Below are 19,786 nucleotides of genomic sequence, written 5' to 3' on the forward strand. Positions count from 1 at the left end.
CGCAGAGTCAAGCGCTTATTCACGTTGCTCTGCCTGACCCCACCAGCTTTTTTCTCAGCGGGGTGTCGGTCAGTGGGGCGCATTATAGGGCGTTCTTCGGCGCTGGCAAGTGTTTATTTGAAAAAAACTTTCGTTCGTGTTTTTTTTCAACAAAACATTGATAAAAAGAACAAATTGATTATTTTCCACTCGAACCTCTAAGGAAATCATCGGTAAAACGATCGACTTGCTGCCAATCTGTATATTCAATCTCCTTGGTTGTATCCGTTTCCCCACCAGTCATTTTCATGATCAATTTAACCATTACACGATCCAACCAGTGATAACGAGGATAAAGTAATGCACCAGCAAAAACACCGCACAGATCTGGTTTCCAAGGTGTATTAAGCAAAAACTTACGAACATATACATTCGTTTCAGGAGTACATTTCTCTGGCTTCCTTGCTGTTAGATTAACGCCAAAAAATGCGGTGGGCATTTTATTAAGTTGTTGTTGGTGGCAAATAGCGAATTTTTTCAGCACTGGATTAAAATGGCCATATCTGATTGAAGCTCCAATCATAACCTTGTCATAAGATTCCCAATTGACTCTTTTTACTGTTGCCAAGTCTTTAAGATCACATACTTCCCCTGCTCTGCGTAAATTTTCAGCAATATAGGTAATAATTTTCTTCGTCTGCCCATCTCGACTGGAATAAAGCAATAAGCAATTCATATCTATACCCTTTTCCCAATAGGCTATTCACGCCAAAAGGTCGGTGTAAATAAAACTAACAAAGTGAATACTTCCAAACGACCAAACAACATCGTTATAACTAATATCCACTTAGCTATTGGATTCATTGCAGTAAAGTTATCTGCAACAACACCCAGCCCTGGCCCCAGATTATTCAGTGTAGCGGCTATTGCAGAAAAAGCAGAAAGCTCGTCTACACCTGTTGCGATCAGTAACAACAAACTAATGATAAATACCAAAGCATAAGCAGAGAAGAATCCCCAGACAGCTTCAATAATACGTTCAGGTAATGCCCTTCGTCCTAACTTAAGGGTATAGACCGCATTCGGATGAACCAAGCGCTTCAACTCACGGGAACCTTGCAGGAATAACAATAAGATACGAATAACTTTCAGTCCCCCCCCCGTCGAACCTGCACAGCCACCAATAAAAGCAGAACACAACAATAATATGGGCAAAAATGATGGCCAACGGGCAAAGCTATCTGTACTGAATCCAGCTGTTGTCGCCATTGAGACAACCTGGAAAAAAGCTTGGTTTAATGTCTCTATTCCCGATTTATAAACAGCATAATTCCATAAGATCAGAGTACAAATAATCACCAGAACTAATTGAATGGAGATAAACATACGGAATTCAGGATCTCGCCAATATACTGTCAGACTACGTCCCGTTAACACCGCGAAATGCAAACCAAAGTTGCAACCAGAAATCAACAGAAAAATCGCAATAATGGTGTTTATCGCGGGACTATCGAAATAACCAATACTGGCATCATGAGTAGAAAATCCACCGATTGCGATAGTTGAAAAGCTGTGAGAAATAGCATCAAAAACTGACATGCCAGCCGCCCATAATGCCAGAGCACAAGCAATTGTCAGTAACACATAGATCAACCATAAAGTTTTTGCCGTTTCAGCAATTCGCGGACGCATTTTATTATCTTTCAAAGGTCCCGGCATTTCAGCTCGATAGAGCTGCATTCCCCCAACCCCAAGCAGAGGCAGTATTGCAACCGCCAATACAATAATCCCCATCCCCCCCAACCATTGCAACATCTGCCGGTAGAAGAGAATCGCTTTAGGTAAGGAATCAAGTCCAATAAGTGTTGTCGCACCAGTTGTTGTTAAACCGGAGAAAGATTCAAAGAATGCGTCTGTAATAGAAAGACTTGGCTGTTCAGAAAATATGAAAGGCAAAGCTCCAACACTTCCTAATACCGTCCAGAATAAAACCACGATAAGAAACCCTTCTCGAGGTTTTAATTCGTGTTTTTGCTCCCGGTTAGGTATCCAAAGTATCAGACCAATAACTAAGGCAAAAATAAATGTCTGACTAAATGCACGCCCAGCGCCATCACGATAGATAAGCGCTACCAACCCGGGAATAATCATAGTGACAGAGAAAAGAATGACAAGCAGCCCAACAATACGGGTTATGGCACGAAAATGCATTCAGCTGGTTCCTTCGAAATCCAGTTACAGAAAATATTTACAAATCAGGTGTTAAATTCAGTACACCACGACTCAGATCACGTAATTTATCACTGACTTCACCCACTAGGGTAGCTGGGAGTGAAATTTGCAAAGTAACACTCTCTGTATATTCACTGGAAATGATCTTCCCTGCTGACTTCTGTAATAACTGTTCAATCATAGAGATATGGGCATATTCACACTGTAAAGAACAGAGTTTCTGTGGAACCTTATATTTTGTTTCCAGTAACTTCAGCGCCTGTTGGACACCACTTCCATATGCCCTAACCAATCCACCAGTACCTAATTTTATTCCACCAAAATAACGGACAACAACCGCTGTTATTTCACCAACACTATTTCCCATAAGCTGGGATAATATTGGCTTACCAGCGGTTCCTGAAGGTTCGCCATCATCTGAAAACCCCAATTGCTGTGAATCATCTGGTGCACCAGCAACAAATGCCCAGCAATGATGGCGAGCGTCAGGGTATTGAGCTTTAATTTGCTGGATAAACGCTTTAGCCTCATCTACTCCGCAGGTATGTTCCAGAAGCGTAATAAAACGGCTTTTTTTAATCTCTTCAGTCCAACTCACTGAAGCTGCCGGTATCAAATAAGGTTTCATTATGGTAATTGAAGATCCCGGGTCATGTTTTCCACTTTATTTTCATGGATAACAATATTGTCTTCGATACGAATACCACCGAAAGGTTTAAACATCTCTATTTTATTCCAGTCAAAATGTTTACTAAATTCACTTTCACGCCAAGATGCAAGCAGCGATTCAATGAAATAGAGGCCCGGTTCAATGGTCAGCACCATACGAGGTTCCAGAATACGGGTACAGCGCAGATATGGATATATATCCGGAGCTGCTAAATGCGTACCTGTATCATCCTGCATAAATCCTGCCACATCATGAACCTGTAATCCAAGAGGATGACCAATACCATGCGGAAAAAATGGCATTGTCAGTCCTTTTTCAACCATAGCCTCTTCACTAATATTTTTCACAATTCCGTATTTTTTCAGCAACTTAGCAATTCTATGATGCATTTGGATATGATATTCGGTATAGCGAACTCCTGCTTTAATTGTACTGATGAGAACTTTTTGTTCAGCATTCACATCTTTAATCAGAGAGGCAAATTCGTTATTACTTTTTGCTGCATAAGTACGGGTAATATCTGCTGCATAGCCATTATATTCAGCACCGGCATCAATTAGAAAACTACGCACTTCAGCAGGTGCATTGTGCTGTAATACTGTGTAATGCAAGACAGCTGAATTCTCATTCATAGCAATAATATTGTCATAAGGAACATCTGTATCACGGTGACCTGTTGCCATCAGATAAGATATATTGATATCAAATTCACTCATGCCAGCCTGAAATGCTTCATGAGCTGCCAGATGCCCGACAACAGCCGTTTTCTGCGCTTCACGCATACAAACCAATTCATAATCTGTTTTATATGAACGATAAAAATGCAAATAATCCAAAACAGCCTTTGGATTGATATTATGTTCAGAAAAACCAAGTTCTTTTGCTCTTTGTTGGGAACAACCGATATAAACAACATTATGTTTTACATAAGAATTTAGCTCTGAATTAATATCTCCGGTATTTGCCAGATGAATCATTTCGACTTCTTTGGTCCAATAACTGGTTGGTAACGGTTCTACGCTGTGCCAATAATCTATTGGTGAATAAAACCATAATTTAGGTTTATTAATACCATCTACCCATAACCAGCAATTAGGCACTTTAGTTACTGGCACCCAAGCTTTGAAGTGAGCATTAACGTTGAAAGGATAGTCTCTGTCATCAAGGAAAATACGTTGTAACTCTCCAGAGTGAATAAGCAGAGCGTCAAATTGATTATGTGCCAATACTTCACGGGCACGTTGTTGTAATGTAGAGATATGTTCGTGGTACAGAGATGCCAACTTTTCCATTTCAATTGACCTTTTTTTATTTTATGGCTGAATCATCAGCTTATCACAATCGTTGATCTTTGCAGGTATCACGTCAAAATCATTTCAATATTATCTGGTCCTACTAATCCCTTATTTATCAAAATATAAAAACAATTATTGTCAATGAGATATAAATCTCACTTGTGATCACCCTTGCAAAAAATTAATCACTCATTTGCATTTACTTAACATAATAACCACAATCAAACCCATCTGGTCATACCAGATGGTATGCGCTCATTTAGGAGAACGACATGCTCTATCAAAGTGAAACAATTCAAGTAAGCTGGCTGAAAAATGGCATTGCTGAGCTAGTTTTCAATGCCCCAGCCGCTATTAATAAACTGGATACCAAAACTGTTGCATCTCTGGATAAGGCTGTCGCAAGCCTAGAGCAACAAACTGGATTGAAAGGCGTTTTATTACGTTCTGAGAAAGTCGCATTTATTGTTGGTGCAGATATTACTGAATTCCTCTCTTTATTTGATTCACCCGTAGAAAAACTGCAAGAATGGCTTGATTTCTCAAATAGCATTTTTAACCGGATAGAAGATTTACCCGTCCCAACCATTTCTGCAATAAATGGTTATGCTCTAGGTGGCGGTTGTGAATGTGTTCTATCTACAGATTTCCGTGTAGCCTCCCCCGACGTGCGCATTGGGCTGCCAGAAACCAAGCTTGGTATCATGCCTGGTTTCGGCGGCTCAGTTCGCCTTCCTCGCCTTATCGGGACAGATAATGCACTGGATATCATCGCCGCAGGTAAAGACATTGGTGCGGAAGAAGCATTGAAAAATGGCCTTATTGATGCCGTTGTTTCTAATGAAAAACTGATTGATTCGGCAGTCTCAATGCTGGAACAGGCTATTGCAGGAAACCTAGATTGGAAAGCCGCACGCCAGCCAAAGTTAGAGCCTTTGAAGCTTAATGAAATTGAACGTGGTATGAGTTTTAGTGTAGCAAAAGGCATGGTGATGAAAGTTGCCGGCCCACACTACCCAGCACCTATCACTGCGGTTAAATCCATAGAAAAAGCCGCTACACTTGGCCGTGATGAAGCACTGAAACAAGAAACTGCCAGCTTTATTCCTCTGGCACAGACAAATGTTGCCCGTGCTTTAGTCGGTATTTTCCTTAATGACCAGTACATAAAAGGACTGGCGAAAAAACATCTGAAAGAAGTCACAACACCTGAATATGCTGCAGTGCTAGGCGCAGGAATTATGGGGGGGGGTATCGCCTATCAATCTGCCCGTAAAGGGATTCCTGTTATGATGAAAGACATCAGTCAGCAGGCCCTTGAGTTAGGCATGAATGAAGCGGCGAAACTTTTAAACAAACAGTTTGAACGTGGTCGTATGAATGCCATAAAAATGGCAAAAACCCTCTCTTCTATTCAACCTACATTAAATTATGCCGGTATTGAACAGGCTCAAATCGTGGTTGAAGCGGTAGTAGAGAATCCTAAAATCAAAGCGGCTGTACTATCAGAAACTGAAAATTTAGTTAATGAAGATTGTGTCTTAGCATCCAACACTTCAACAATTCCAATTTCAGAATTAGCCAACTCCTTAAGACGTCCAGAAAACTTCTGTGGTATGCATTTCTTTAATCCGGTCCATCGTATGCCGTTGGTTGAAGTGATCCGTGGTGAAAAAACATCTGAAAAGACAATTTCAACCGTAGTTGCTTACGCCAGCAAAATAGGCAAAACCCCCATCGTAGTTAATGATTGTCCGGGGTTCTTTGTAAACCGGGTGCTACTCCCTTATCTCTTTGGTTTCGGTCTGTTGTTACGTGACGGTGGCGATTTCCGTCAAATAGACAAAATTATGGAGAAGGAATTTGGCTGGCCGATGGGCCCTGCTTATCTTATTGATGTTATTGGTCTTGATACTGCACATCATGCCCAGTCAGTCATGGCTAAAGGGTTCCCAGATCGTATGCAGCTTGATTATAAAGATGCCATTAATGTTTTATATGAAAATCAACGTTACGGGCAGAAAAACGGCACAGGTTTCTATAAGTACACACAGGATAAGAAAGGCAAACCGAAGAAAGAGCAGGACGATCAAACAGATCAACTTCTGGCAACCATCTGCCAACCGAAGAATAATTTCTCCGGTGAGGAGATCATTGCCCGTACTATGATTCCAATGATCAACGAAGTTGTCCGTTGTTTGGAAGAAGGTGTCATCGCCAGCCCGGCAGAAGCAGATATGGCTCTGGTCTATGGCCTCGGTTTCCCTCCGTTCCGTGGTGGCGTTTTCCGTTATCTGGAAACAATGGGAACAGCAGCTTACGTAAAAATGGCTGAAAATTATGCTCACCTCGGTGCTCTTTATCAGGTGCCACCTGGTCTGAAAGCCAAAGCTGAACGTAATGAAAGTTACTATCCTACAGCAGCAACGATTGCTGTCAGCACCGGAACAACAGTGTGAGGTCTGGAAACATGGAAAATGTAGTCATTATTGATGGCATCCGTACCCCCATGGGGCGCTCAAAAGGTGGTGCCTTCCGTCAGGTCCGGGCTGAAGATCTCTCCGCTCACCTGATGAAAGAAATATTTAAGCGTAATCCGGCAATACAGAAACACAAGATAGATGATATTTACTGGGGCTGTGTTCAACAAACTCTGGAACAAGGTTTCAACATCGCCCGTAATTCTGCATTGCTGGCTGGTTTTCCTCACTCTGTACCCGCCGTGACTGTTAACCGGCTGTGCGGTTCATCAATGCAGGCACTGCATGACGGCGCCCGTATGATCATGACCGGAGAAGCCAATGCTACTCTGATTGGTGGCGTAGAACACATGGGCCATGTTCCGATGACTCATGGTGTGGATTTCCACCCTAAAATGAGTCTAAGCGTTGCTAAAGCCGCCGGTATGATGGGTTTAACCGCTGAAATGCTAGCAAAAATTCACCATATCAGCCGTGAAATGCAGGATGAATTTTCACTTCGTTCTCATCAACGTGCAACACAAGCCACACAATCAGGCGCATTCTCCAACGAGATATCACCAATTTATGGTCACGATGCCGATGGCACACTGAAGCTACTTGATTACGATGAGGTGATCCGCCCGGATACTAATCTGAAAGATCTGGCTGCTCTACGTCCTGTATTCGATCCAGTAACAGGCTCAGTCACAGCAGGCAGCTCTTCTGCTTTATCCGATGGTGCATCTGCAATGCTGATAACCAGTGAAAGTTATGCCAAGAATCTGGGACTGAAACCTCGGGCCCGTATCCGTTCCATGGCAGTTGTTGGTTGCGATCCTTCCATTATGGGATATGGCCCAGTCCTTGCTACACAAATGGCGCTCAAAAAAGCAGGTTTAGAGCTGGATGACATTGGCGTGATTGAACTAAACGAAGCATTTGCTGCTCAGTCACTTGCCTGCCTGAAGGGCCTGAATTTGCTGGATAGTATGGATGACAAAGTCAACCTGAATGGTGGCGCAATTGCTCTCGGACACCCATTAGGCTGCTCAGGTTCTCGCATCACAACAACATTGTTGAATCTGATGGAATACCGCAATGTTCAATTTGGTCTGGCAACCATGTGTATCGGCTTAGGCCAAGGTATCGCCACCATCATAGAAAGAATGGATTAAGAACTTATCTGTAAAAAATACTATAACTGAGTCGTTGTTGCCGTAATTCCCGCCTGTCAGGGGCGGGTTTTTTTATTATTATTTTAAATGAATTCGAAAGCATCGCCATACATACTGTCAGCAGAGGCCCCACGCTCACAACAAAAGCGCTCACGAGCAATTTTTGCCATTTCAAAACGCCCAGCAATGTAGATATCGTAATTGGACAAACTACCAAAATCTTCTAGCACCGCTTTGAGAACTGTCCCAGTACGCCCACACCAGCCATTCTCCGACTGTTCAACAACTGGAACAACTATCAGATTAGGATAACTATCTGTAAGTAGCTGTAATTCGGCAAGATCATATAAATGTTGTGATTCTCTCCCCCCCCAGTAAATAGAGATCTGGCGTTCAGGTTGTTCTTCCAAAGCTGTCAACAATATAGAACGGGTATAAGAAAACCCCGTGCCACCTGCAATCAATAACAGCGGATTAGTGCTACTCTGACGGAACCAAGCTTTACCATGAGGGATATCAACATCAATTATTTTCCGTTCAAGAATTCTATCCATCACAGCCATTGCATACAGATTCAGTTCGGAAGCACCAATATGTAGTTCAATAAACTTCTTTTCTGAAGGCGTTGATGCCATTGAGAACGGACGTTTATCTCTCTCATCCATCACCACCATCAGATACTGACCGGCACGGAATGAGAACGGAGAATCAGGAAGTAACCGTACCCGATAAACCGTATCAGTAATAGCCTCTACGGAGGTTACTTTACAGCTCAGTGTTGTCATGCGTTCCCTCTTATGGTCTTAAAATATCTAATTCATCCCAAATTTTGTTGACGCGAGTACGCACTTCCTCACTCATCACGATAGGGCGTCCCCATTCCCTCTGCGTCTCCCCCGGCCATTTATTCGTTGCATCCATTCCCATTTTCGAACCTAATCCTGAAACTGGTGATGCAAAGTCGAGATAATCGATTGGAGTATTCTCCATTAATACAGTATCTCTTACTGGGTCCATTCGCGTAGTTATTGCCCAAATGACATCGTTCCAGTCTCTGGCATTAATATCATCATCACAAACAATAACAAATTTTGTATACATAAATTGCCGCAGATATGACCAAACCCCCATCATGACCCGTTTAGCATGACCTGCATACTGTTTCTTCATGGTTACAACTGCAAGGCGATAAGAGCAACCTTCTGGAGGCAAATAAAAATCGACAATTTCAGGAAATTGCTTTTGCAAAATCGGAACCAGCACCTCATTCAATGCAACCCCTAATACCGCAGGTTCATCTGGCGGGCGACCAGTATAAGTCGAGTGATAAATAGCATCGTGACGTTGAGTAACATGTGTCACAGTGAACACTGGGAACATATCAATTTCATTATAATAACCCGTATGGTCACCATATGGCCCTTCAGGGGCTAACTCGCCAGGCTCAATATATCCCTCCAATATGATCTCTGCACTTGCTGGCACTTCCAAGTTATTTGAAAGACATTTCACAACTTCTGTTTTATGTCCCCTTAACAGCCCAGCAAATGCATATTCTGATAACGTGTCGGGAACTGGCGTCACAGCACCCAATATCGTTGCCGGATCAGCCCCCAACGCAACAGCAACAGGAAAACGCTCTCCTGGGTGTGCCTGACACCATTCCTGAAAATCAAGAGCCCCACCACGATGAGATAACCAACGCATAATGAGTTTATTTTTACCCAACACCTGCTGGCGATAAATACCAAGGTTTTGCCGCTCTTTATTTGGGCCACGTGTTACTGTCAGCCCCCAAGTAATCAGCGGAGCCGCATCCTCTGGCCAACAGTGCATTATAGGGATACGGTTTAAATCTACATCATCCCCAACCCAAACCCGTTCCTGACAAGCCGCAGTACTAAGCCGTTTGGTCGGCATATTAAGGACTTGCTTAAATTTCGGCAACTTATCCAGCAAATCACGAAAACCTTTCGGAGGATCAGGTTCTTTCAAAAAAGCGAGCAACTTACCTACATCATGCAAAGCTTTAACATCATCCTGCCCCATCCCCATAGCAACACGTTCGGCAGTACCAAACAAATTACACAATACAGGCATTGAATAGCCTTTGGGATTTTCAAACAATAAGGCCGGTCCACCAGCACGAAGAGTACGATCCGCAATCTCAGTCATCTCCAAATAAGGATCAACTTCAAGGCTGACACGTTTCAATTCACCTTTCTGCTCTAACAAGGTCAGAAAGTCTCTCAAATCACGGTATTTCATACTATCCATTCATGCCGGTTTTTAAGGGGGGAAAACATTATAAGCTATCCCATTCAGCTTTTTTGTGTTTTTTTGGAAGACTACAAGGTAAACCAATAACTTAATAAAAAGCAATGGGTTTAATTCAACCTTGCGATCTCAGAGCCAAATACACCTGCAATTAACAGAGCAGATATCATGCTTGGCAAACATAATATCCAGCCGATCTTTAGCATAGATTAACCAGTTCGAATTATCTGAAAGTTTGCCATTATTAAGCAGAAATACTTATACATTTATTTTTTTCCCTATTAATTGCAGAAAGAATCACCAACGGTCTACCATAATATTACTCATCACTTTTTTACTGAAAATACAGTGCCTACTCATAACAATAAATATCTATCATCAAACAATTATCACTAAGATAATGCCTGTAATGCCCTTTCCTATTTTGCTATGCTTAATAATCATTGGATCAAGGTTAAATAAACATGGAAAACTGGTACCTCATCTACTGTAAACGTGGACAAATTTCACGAGCAATAGAAAATCTAGAACGACAGGATGTTGCTTGCCTGACTCCTACTGCGAGAATTGAAAAAATAACCCGTGGTAAACGTACTGTGAATACAGAACCACTTTTCCCTAATTATTTGTTTGTTCAGTTTGACCCAGAAGTTATCCATACTACGACTATCAATTCAACGCGCGGCGTCAGCCATTTTGTCCGTTTTGGTATACACCCGGCTATCGTGCCGGAAACGCTGATTAATGAAATCATGTCTACTACAGAGCAAGAATATGTATCACCAAATACACCTGTGACTGGTGACACGGTATTAATCACAGAAGGAATTTTTGAAGGATTACAAGCTATCTACAATGAGCCAGATGGAGAAACCCGTTCTATTTTGTTGCTTAATATTCTGAATAAGCAATTACCTAAGGCACTTGATAACAAGCAGTTTGTGAAAATTTAACCAAACAAAAAAACGGGCAGAATCATATTCACCCGTTTTTAATCAATATTAAAACCGCTGCTCAAATAACTGTTGAGCGACCTGTTTTGCAAAATATGTCAGTACGCCATCTGCTCCTGCACGCTTGAAGCATAACAGGGACTCTATAATTACTTGTTCCTGTAACCAGCCATTCTGGATAGCAGCCATATGCATGGCATATTCGCCAGATACTTGATAAGCAAAGGTTGGAACACCAAATGTCTCTTTTACCCTACGGATAACATCCAGGTAAGGCATACCCGGTTTAACCATCACAGTATCAGCGCCTTCCTGCAAATCCTGTGCAATCTCTTGCAATGCTTCATCGCTGTTGGCTGGGTCCATCTGATAATTCTTTTTATTACCATCTTTTAGATTACTACTTGAGCCGATAGCATCACGGAAAGGACCATAATAACCAGAAGCATACTTAGCGGAATAAGCCATAATCTGAGTATTTACATGACCTTCCTCTTCAAGCTTCTCTCGAATTGCCCTAATCCGCCCATCCATCATGTCACTCGGTGCAACAATCTCAGCACCAGCCTCCGCATGTGACAGTGCCTGTTTAACCAAGATCTCTTTGGTTACATCATTAATTACATAACCATCCTGATCGATGATCCCATCCTGACCATGTGTAGTGAACGGATCTAATGCCACATCAGTCAGTAATCCCAGTTCAGGAACTGCATCTTTTAGCTCACGTATAGTCCGTTGAATTAGCCCATCAGGACTATAAGCTTCTTTCGCATCCAAAGATTTTTTATCTGCTTCAATAACAGGAAACAGAGACAACACAGGAATACCCAACCGGGCAATCTCTTCAGCTTCTTTCAACAAAAGATCAATTGTCAGACGATACACTCCTGGCATAGAGGGAACTTCCTGACGACAGTGAGTTCCTTCCATCACAAATACAGGATAGATTAAATCATTAACAGTTAATTGATTTTCAGCAACTAAACGACGGGAAAAATCATGACGGCGCATTCGGCGCATTCGGCGGCCAGGGAAAGTGCCTGGAAATACATATCCCATATAGCTCTCCTAACTTAAAACCCAGCGCACTAGCGCTGGGTTAATTAATATGCTATCGCTTTGTGTTAATATCTTAGCACTACAGAACGACATGTTAAGATTACTATTATCACTTTTCCGTATTTGCTTCCGATGTTTGCTCGTCTTCTGAACGATCTCCCAGTTTGCGCTGCCCAGTGTAAAAACGGGAGAGCAAAATACCCAGTTCAAACAGCAGATACATAGGAATAGCCAGTAAAGTTTGTGAGAAGACATCTGGGGGCGTTAACAACATGCCGACAACAAAAGCGCCTACCAAAATATACGGGCGCTTTTTCTTCAGGGATTCAGGTGTCACCACCCCACTCCAGCACAATAAAATAATGGCAACCGGCACTTCAAAAGAAACACCAAAAGCCATAAACAGTGCCATGACAAAGCTTAAATAGTTACTGATATCTGTTGCAATCAAAACTCCTTCAGGAGCAGTCTTAGCAAAGAATCCAAAAGCTATCGGAAATACGACGAAGTAAGCAAATGCCATCCCCAAATAGAACAACAAACTACTGGAAAAAAGTAGAGGGATCATCAAGCGGCGCTCATGCTTATATAATGCAGGAGCAATAAATGCCCACACCTGATAGAGAACCATAGGTGCAGATACAAATATCGACACCATAATGGTCAATTTTATTGGTGTGAAAAAGGGAGAAGCAACATCCGTCGCTATCATACTGGCACCTTGAGGCAATTGCTTAATTAAAGGTGCAGAAATCATCTGATAGATGTCGTTAGAAAAATAAACCAATGCTAAAAAAACCACTAATACAGTCAGTAAACTGTTTAGAATTCGCTTACGCAGTTCAATAAGATGACTGATAAGTGGTTGAGTATCATCAACAGCCATGTTTTAGTGTTCACCATTAACTTAATCAGAAGTTTTTTTCTTCGCATCAGAAGCCGCTTTATCATCCACTGGAGAAGAAGATTCGGATGAAGCCACAATCTGAGACGTTGCCGACTTTTGTGCCACCCCATTTATTTCTGATGCTTTCATATTCCCCGCATCAGGTTCGTTTTGGTATGCCTTTTTCAAAGATTCAGCCGCTTCTTTCAACTCATCCATCGAAGCTTTTAATTCCGGAGATAAATTCTGCAAGCCTGCTTCTTCTTCGACTTTTTTTAGGCTTTCCTGGAGCTCCTGTAATTTCAGTTCCTGGGCAAGCTCATTTTGAACGTTAGCAGCCAAAGAACGTAATGCCCTGATCCAACCAGCAACCGTTTTTACTGCCACCGGTAGCCGTTCTGGCCCCAGAACCACCAAGCCAATAACCATAACCAATAGTAGCTCACCGAAACCAATGTCAAACACGGTTTATACCTGCTCTTTGTTTTTGCTCTCAGATGTTTCAGATCGAGCTACAGATTGTTTTTCAGTGATGTTTTTAGTTTCAAAATCAGCATCATTACTGGTTTTCTGAGCGTGCTCAGGCTGATTATCATCCCCTATCGCTTTTTTAAAACCTTTAATAGATGCCCCAAGATCAGAACCCAGAGTACGAAGTTTATTCGTGCCGAACAACAGCACCACAATGACCGCAATGATAAGTAATTGCCAAATGCTTATACCGCCCATCCTGATTTACCTCTATTAACAGGGATTATCATTCATAGCTCATTATACGACGAACTATGTCTTCGAAAATACCGACCTTCAAATAAAGCTACCTAAGACAAATTTTACTAAGTTTTACTCAACCTACACCAGCCAAACAGCCATGAAACAGCGCCCATGCCTATAAACAGCCAAGGGATATTTGCTAAGCCAGACAACAAAAACAAACTCCCACAGAGAAACAATGTCGCACCAACACCGAGCAAATACTGTGACTGTCGCTGTTTTATCTGTTGTCCTTTTAACTGATCTGACAGTTTCTCAATGTTGGCTTGCAAATGTTTATGCTGCTGAAGACTGTCATACACTAATTCGGGTAGCTCTGGCAACTTTTCTGCCCAATAAGGTGCTTTTTCTTTCAGTGCACGAATAACAGCAGGTAATCCGACTTGACTATGTAACCACTCCTCCAGAAACGGTTTTGCTGTTTTCCATAAATCAAGTTGTGGATAGAGCTGCCGTCCTAAGCCTTCTACATACAACAGCGTCTTTTGCAGAAGAACTAACTGAGGCTGTACTGCCATATTAAAACGGCGTGCAGTATTAAACAGATTCAGAAGAACATGCCCAAATGAAATTTCTGCAAGCGGCTTCTCAAATATTGGTTCACAAACTGTACGAATTGCAAACTCAAAGTCTTCAACATTGGTATCACTGGGAACCCAACCTGAATCCACATGAAGTTCAGCAACTTTCCGATAATCACGATTAAAGAAAGCGATAAAATTCTCAGCCAGGTAACGTTTATCATCTTTATTAAGAGAGCCAACAATACCGCAATCAATACCAATATAAAACGGATCTTCAGGATGTTCATAACTGACAAAAATATTTCCCGGATGCATATCCGCATGAAAGAAACTGTCACGAAAAACCTGAGTAAAAAAAACCTGAACTCCCCGTTCAGCCAGTAATTTCATATTGGTATTCTGCGCTTCCAACGCTTCAATATCAGAAACTGGAATACCATAAACCCGTTCCATCACCAGAACATTTTCACGGCAATAATCAGAATAAATTTCTGGCACATAGAGCATTGAACTTTTTTCGAAATTACGGCGAAGCTGAATTGAATTGGCTGCTTCTCGCAGTAAATTTAGCTCATCAATCAACGTTTTTTCGTATTCCCGCACGACTTCACGAGGACGTAAACGGCGCCCATCGGGCAATAACATTGGTACCCAGTTAGCCAGACGATACATTAACCGGATATCTGCTTTAATAATTGGTAGAATATCCGGGCGGATTACTTTAATAACGATTTCCTGACCATTTTCTTTTAACCGAGCAGTATGTACCTGAGCAATTGAAGCAGAAGCCAGAGCTTTAGGTTCAAAATCATCAAACCAAGTTTCCAGCTCTCCCCCTAAAGAAGTTTCAATATATTGACGAGCTAGAGCACCGTCGAAAGAGGCGACCCGGTCTTGCAACAAAGCCAATTGATCCGCTATTGCAGGTGGAAAAAGATCACGCCTTGTCGAAAGCATCTGTCCAAATTTAATCCAGACTGGTCCCAACTCCTGTAAGGCAAGTCGTAATCTCTCCCCAAGTGATTTATCTTTATGTCTGTTCGGAATCCAGAATAACAAATAACGCCCAAAACGAAGAGGCCAAGTCAAACGAATCTGGGGAATAAGTTCATCCAATCCGTAAGAAAGAAAAACCCGTATAATCAAATAAAGGCGTCTTAATTCACTTGGTGTCATATTTTTCCTCTAATACCGCCAATCGTTGCTCTATTTGCCTGATATCTTCGGTTAACACGCTAACTTCTTCACTAAAATGAGCCACTTCAAGCTTATTTGGCGCCAGTTTCCATTCTTCTGTTAATGTTTCCGCCAGATAATTTTTCTGGCACGCTATTGAACCGGAAAAAAACTGAAATCCTTTTTTAATTACCTGATTAATACCTTCAGCAGCGATATCTCCAACATAAGGGGAAAGATAATGGGCCAAATCCCATTCAACCATATCCAGCAGAACAGACCATTGCTGAACGACCTGCATATCCCCTTCAATAACTATTTCACCATTATTGAGTAACCTGGAAAGCTGTTGACGATCCCGTAGCTTAAGCAAAACAGAAAAATTAGTTTTAACTGTACAATCGGCAGATTCAGTCCATTGACTTAATACATCCACTTGTTTTTCACTGAATACCAGTGTAAGCGGTGTATTCATTTCTTTCAGTTCAATCGACAAAACTTTACCCACCAAGCGTATACGGGCTGGCCTCAACACAGGTTCGCGGTACAATATGCGATTCAACGATGTTTCCATCACTGCGGTTAAAACCGGCATCAATGTGGAATTCATAGTTTTACTCAGTGATGGCCTTTCCATCTCAGAATTTGAAACCTCTATGTAGTGCAACAATACCGCCAGTCATATTGGTATAAGTCACCTGTTCGAAGCCAGCATCTTCCATCATTGTTTTAAGTGTTTCTTGATCAGGATGCATACGAATAGATTCCGCCAGATAACGATAACTATCCGCATCTTGCACAAAAACTTGACCAATTTTTGGCAACACATGGAAAGAATAAGCATCATAAGCTTTGCTTAATGGTGCAAGCAAAGGTTTAGAAAACTCAAGCACTAATAAGCGCCCACCAGGTTTCAAAACCCGAAACATAGAGCGCAGGGCCTTTTCTTTTTCAGTCACATTGCGTAAACCGAAAGAGATAGTGATGCAATCAAAATAGTTATCAGGAAAAGGTAAAGCTTCCGCATTAGCTTGCACATAACTGACATTACCAACAATACCAGTATCACGTAATTTCTCACGCCCAACCTTCAGCATAGATTCATTTATATCAGCAAGAACAACTTCCCCTTTCTCACCAACTAAGCGGGAAAATTTAGCTGTCAAATCTCCAGTACCACCAGCCAAATCAAGCACCCGCTGACCCCGGCGAATACCACTGGCATTAATCGCCACACGCTTCCAGATACGATGGATACCAAACGACATTAAATCATTCATTAAATCGTATTTTGCAGCAACAGAATGAAACACTTCAGCTACCATGCCCTCTTTTTCATCTTTCGCTACAGTGCGGAAACCAAAATGTGTGGTTTGTTTCGCTTGGTCTACCATGTTATTTGCCCGCTTTTTACTCAAACTGTTATAAAAGTGTATCAGCCTTTCATACAAAACCCTATCCTGGCGTTAATCATTAGCACAGGATGGTTGGTTAGCCCTATCAGCTAATTCAGGATCAATAGGACGTTTTACTTCAACCCCTAAATTACGAAAACCCTCCGCCTGGCTTATCAGATTGCCACGTCCCTCAGTAAGCTTTTTCATTGCCAACCGATAATTAAGTTGAGCCTTATCCAAGCTTTGCCCTAAACCTTGCATATCCTCAACAAACAAACGCATCTTATCGTACATTCTAGAAGCCTTATCCGCGATTAAACGAGCATTTTGGCTTTGATATTCATATCGCCACAAGTTATTGATGGTACGCACAGCAACTAATAATGTTGATGGGCTAACCAGCATAATATTGTGTTTAAGTGCCTCATCAAGCAGCTCAGGTGCTCTGTTGAGCGCGATCAAATAAGCGGGTTCAACTGGAATAAACATCAGTACATAGTCCAACGATTTCAATCCAGGCAGTTGCTGGTAATCTTTACGACTCAAGCCGCGAATATGGCCTTTAATTGAGTTAATATGGTCCTGAAGGGCTAATTCCTGCTGATGCCGATCTTCACTGTTAAAATAACGCTCATAAGCCACTAGCGACATTTTTGCATCGATAACCACATCTTTCCCTTGCGGCAAATGAACAATAACATCGGGTTGGAAACGACTGTTACCCTCTACCTTGATATTCACCTGAGTGCAAAATTCATGTCCCTCTCGTAACCCAGAAGCTTCCAGAATACGAGCAAGCACCACTTCCCCCCAATCTCCTTGAATTTTGTTATCACCTTTAAGGGCATTTGTCAGATTAACAGCCTCTTTCGCCATCTGGGCATTCAGTTGCTGTAAATTACGGATTTCATGTGTAAGAGTATGCCGTTCACGGGCTTCCTGACCAAAACTCTCCTGTACCTGGCGGCGAAAACCATCAAGTTGTTCACGAAATGGAGTCAGAAGACTACTAAGACTCTGCCGATTTTGCTCATCTGTACGACGACCAGTTTGTTCAAAAATACGGTTAGCCAAATTTTCAAATTGAGTATTCAGGCGTAGTTCACTATTGATCAATAACCGCTGTTTTTCCTCAGCTGCAAGGCGACTCTCTTCCAGCCGAGTAGTCACTTCCCGTAGTTCAGATTCCTGCACACTGTTGACTTCTCTCTGGGCTCGCAATTCCTGGTTCAATTGTTCACATTCAGCCCGCCAGTAAGCCAACTGCTCAAGTTTTTCATTGGCAACTGCAAGCTGGCTGTTCAATTCCCGGAACTCCCGTTCTTGTTGCTGAATACGTTGATAAACAGAAAGCCAGACGATAACGCCCCCACCCAGCAAGCCCCCGAGAATACCAATCAACATATATAGCAACTGGATATCCACCTGTATTTCCTCTGTTACATTCTTCAGCCAGTTAAGTTAAATAGATACTGTATATATGTCCAGATTGATCTATACAAATGGTTCAGTTTGCGAAGCCACTCGCAATCAGCTCATCCATTCAGCCAGCCATTGCAAACCAAAAGCACCTGGCGCTAATACCCCAAAAGACCAGATAAGTGCAGAACAGATATTAGCAATTTGAAAATAGCGCAATGGCATAGTACAGATCCCCGCCACTAATGGCACAATTGCACGAAATGGGCCAAAGAACCGACCGAAGAAAATGCTCCAAATACCCCAACGGTCAAAGAAATGGTGCACTCGTGTCAACAACTGTGGCTTGCGGGAAATTGGCCAGATCTTGACAACATCTCCTTTAAAATAAGCACCAACGATGTAAGATACCCAATCGCCGAAAAAGGCCCCAGCTGCTGCTGCCAACCACATTGGCCAAAAATTAAGGCCACTTTCACCTATTAATGCACCTAATCCAAGCAATATGATAGTTGCTGGCAATAGCAAGGAGAAAAAAGCTAAAGATTCACCAAAAGCGAGTAAGAAAATTATCGGTATGATCCAAGTATCATGGGCTTTAACAAAATCTACAACTAGATCAACTATTTCATGGAGGCTCAAATTCATATTCCTATATTGATTAATACCATATTCAATTTAACTGCTATCGTATTAACCAGAATTAAACCGATATTTTATTCAAGGAAATAACCTTGTAATTTCTTACGGGCTGCACAATCAAGGCCAAAGTCTTTCTCCAGCCATACATCTACACTGCCATAATTCTGATTAATACTGTTTAATGCCATCATGAGAAACTCTTCTCTGACGGAATAGACATAAGCGAATTTCTCAACCACATTGTCACTCATGGTTTTCGCATGTTCATTCAACAAATACTCTCGGTAAGGAGCCAACGTAGAATTAGTCACCAAATAATCTTCCATTACCGTGTCCAAATCAGCGCCAAGTGCAAACAACACCAGCGCAGAGCCTACACCGGTTCTATCTTTACCTACCGCACAATGTTGTACTATTCCGCCTTTTTCCGGCTGTTGCAGTAAGCTAACCAATGTTTTATAAGCGGGGTTTTTTAAAGGCAATAATTCATAAAGACGGAACATAAATGCCTGTGGATTAAATTGCTCCAACGTTTCTGTCGCTAATTTTTCCAGATTAGCATTCACCTCCTCAGATAATGGATTAGCAGGGGCATGGTGATAATTAGCACCATTCCATATCTGATCGGGTTTATCAGCTATTTCACTTACGTCACGATAATCTATAATTTGAAATAGGTTTTTCTTTGCCAGGAAAGATTGGTCTTTTTCTGTCAAACGGTCTAGAGAACCGGAACGGAAAAGTAAACCTGATTTGATTTTCCCGCCACTGACTACAGTTTTACCACCTAAATCACGAAAATTAATCCCTCCATGGAGGGGAAGCGCCGATGGATGTAATAAGAAGGATGTTGTAATCATGAT

At 41.9% G+C, this 19,786-nt stretch carries 19 protein-coding genes; 3 read left to right on the forward strand and 16 right to left on the reverse strand.

Going from position 1 to position 19,786, the window contains the following annotated elements; genetic code table 11:
- Window positions 1–178: 178 nt before the first annotated feature.
- The 4 genes from hemG to pepQ are packed head-to-tail and all read right to left on the reverse strand — an operon-like array spanning window position 179 to window position 4,173.
- Window positions 179–715, reverse strand: coding sequence for a menaquinone-dependent protoporphyrinogen IX dehydrogenase (hemG, locus tag C5469_RS15350; protein ID WP_166308401.1), 537 nt, complete (start codon window positions 713–715; stop codon window positions 179–181).
- 23 nt (window positions 716–738) lie between these two features.
- Complete coding sequence (trkH, locus tag C5469_RS15355) at window positions 739–2,190, reverse strand: Trk system potassium transporter TrkH (RefSeq protein ID WP_166308404.1); 1,452 nt, start codon at window positions 2,188–2,190, stop codon at window positions 739–741.
- Between the two features lie 37 nt (window positions 2,191–2,227).
- Window positions 2,228–2,839, reverse strand: coding sequence for an IMPACT family protein (locus tag C5469_RS15360; RefSeq protein ID WP_166308407.1), 612 nt, complete (start codon window positions 2,837–2,839; stop codon window positions 2,228–2,230).
- A complete protein-coding gene (gene pepQ, locus C5469_RS15365; RefSeq protein ID WP_166308410.1) occupies window positions 2,839–4,173 on the reverse strand; it encodes a Xaa-Pro dipeptidase in 1,335 nt (444 codons plus the stop codon). Before pepQ ends, C5469_RS15360 begins: the two co-directional genes overlap by 1 nt.
- 275 nt (window positions 4,174–4,448) lie before the next feature.
- Between pepQ and fadB the strand changes: the two genes are divergently transcribed.
- Window positions 4,449–6,635, forward strand: a complete 2,187-nt coding sequence (gene fadB / locus C5469_RS15370; protein WP_166308413.1) for a fatty acid oxidation complex subunit alpha FadB — start codon at window positions 4,449–4,451, stop codon at window positions 6,633–6,635.
- An 11-nt stretch (window positions 6,636–6,646) separates the two neighbouring features.
- A complete protein-coding gene (gene fadA / locus C5469_RS15375) occupies window positions 6,647–7,813 on the forward strand; it encodes an acetyl-CoA C-acyltransferase FadA (RefSeq protein ID WP_166308416.1) in 1,167 nt (388 codons plus the stop codon).
- Window positions 7,814–7,896: 83 nt separating this feature from the next.
- On the opposite strand, the gene fre is transcribed toward fadA, so the two are convergent.
- On the reverse strand, window positions 7,897–8,598 hold the full coding sequence (gene fre / locus C5469_RS15380) for an NAD(P)H-flavin reductase (RefSeq protein WP_166308419.1): 702 nt from the start codon (window positions 8,596–8,598) through the stop codon (window positions 7,897–7,899).
- 10 nt (window positions 8,599–8,608) lie between these two features.
- On the reverse strand, window positions 8,609–10,081 hold the full coding sequence (gene ubiD, locus C5469_RS15385; RefSeq protein WP_166308422.1) for a 4-hydroxy-3-polyprenylbenzoate decarboxylase: 1,473 nt from the start codon (window positions 10,079–10,081) through the stop codon (window positions 8,609–8,611).
- A 473-nt stretch (window positions 10,082–10,554) separates the two neighbouring features.
- On the opposite strand from ubiD, the gene rfaH reads away from it, so the two are divergent.
- A complete protein-coding gene (gene rfaH / locus C5469_RS15390; protein ID WP_166308425.1) occupies window positions 10,555–11,043 on the forward strand; it encodes a transcription/translation regulatory transformer protein RfaH in 489 nt (162 codons plus the stop codon).
- Window positions 11,044–11,091: 48 nt separating this feature from the next.
- Here the strand turns inward: rfaH and hemB are convergent, their stop codons facing one another.
- From hemB to C5469_RS15440, 10 genes are all read right to left on the reverse strand, one after another.
- Window positions 11,092–12,105 carry a porphobilinogen synthase gene (gene hemB, locus C5469_RS15395; RefSeq protein WP_166308428.1) on the reverse strand — a complete coding sequence of 338 codons (1,014 nt, stop codon included), beginning with the start codon at window positions 12,103–12,105 and terminating at the stop codon, window positions 11,092–11,094.
- A 109-nt stretch (window positions 12,106–12,214) separates the two neighbouring features.
- Window positions 12,215–12,991 carry a Sec-independent protein translocase subunit TatC gene (gene tatC, locus C5469_RS15400; RefSeq protein WP_054479323.1) on the reverse strand — a complete coding sequence of 259 codons (777 nt, stop codon included), beginning with the start codon at window positions 12,989–12,991 and terminating at the stop codon, window positions 12,215–12,217.
- A 21-nt stretch (window positions 12,992–13,012) separates the two neighbouring features.
- Window positions 13,013–13,456, reverse strand: coding sequence for a Sec-independent protein translocase protein TatB (gene tatB / locus C5469_RS15405; RefSeq protein WP_166308431.1), 444 nt, complete (start codon window positions 13,454–13,456; stop codon window positions 13,013–13,015).
- A 3-nt stretch (window positions 13,457–13,459) separates the two neighbouring features.
- Window positions 13,460–13,720, reverse strand: coding sequence for a Sec-independent protein translocase subunit TatA (tatA, locus tag C5469_RS15410; protein ID WP_166308434.1), 261 nt, complete (start codon window positions 13,718–13,720; stop codon window positions 13,460–13,462).
- A gap of 107 nt (window positions 13,721–13,827) precedes the next feature.
- The gene (ubiB, locus tag C5469_RS15415; RefSeq protein WP_166308437.1) at window positions 13,828–15,465 is read right to left on the reverse strand and encodes a ubiquinone biosynthesis regulatory protein kinase UbiB; all 1,638 of its coding nucleotides are present in this window, start codon (window positions 15,463–15,465) and stop codon (window positions 13,828–13,830) included.
- Window positions 15,452–16,075, reverse strand: a complete 624-nt coding sequence (gene ubiJ, locus C5469_RS15420) for a ubiquinone biosynthesis protein UbiJ (protein WP_242689489.1) — start codon at window positions 16,073–16,075, stop codon at window positions 15,452–15,454. The genes ubiB and ubiJ overlap by 14 nt, the downstream gene beginning before the upstream one ends.
- Before the next feature lie 28 nt (window positions 16,076–16,103).
- Window positions 16,104–16,859 carry a bifunctional demethylmenaquinone methyltransferase/2-methoxy-6-polyprenyl-1,4-benzoquinol methylase UbiE gene (ubiE, locus tag C5469_RS15425; protein ID WP_166308444.1) on the reverse strand — a complete coding sequence of 252 codons (756 nt, stop codon included), beginning with the start codon at window positions 16,857–16,859 and terminating at the stop codon, window positions 16,104–16,106.
- Window positions 16,860–16,931: 72 nt separating this feature from the next.
- Window positions 16,932–18,266 (reverse strand): DNA recombination protein RmuC, encoded by a 1,335-nt coding sequence (rmuC, locus tag C5469_RS15430; protein ID WP_207629085.1) that lies wholly within the window; start codon window positions 18,264–18,266, stop codon window positions 16,932–16,934.
- 126 nt (window positions 18,267–18,392) lie between these two features.
- Window positions 18,393–18,929, reverse strand: coding sequence for a DedA family protein (locus C5469_RS15435; RefSeq protein WP_422615862.1), 537 nt, complete (start codon window positions 18,927–18,929; stop codon window positions 18,393–18,395).
- A 68-nt stretch (window positions 18,930–18,997) separates the two neighbouring features.
- Complete coding sequence (locus tag C5469_RS15440) at window positions 18,998–19,783, reverse strand: tyrosine-protein phosphatase (protein WP_166308453.1); 786 nt, start codon at window positions 19,781–19,783, stop codon at window positions 18,998–19,000.
- Window positions 19,784–19,786 lie beyond the last annotated feature (3 nt).

The sequence above is a fragment of the Photorhabdus cinerea genome (assembly GCF_011189575.1).
GTDB classification, from domain to species: Bacteria; Pseudomonadota; Gammaproteobacteria; order Enterobacterales; family Enterobacteriaceae; genus Photorhabdus; species Photorhabdus cinerea.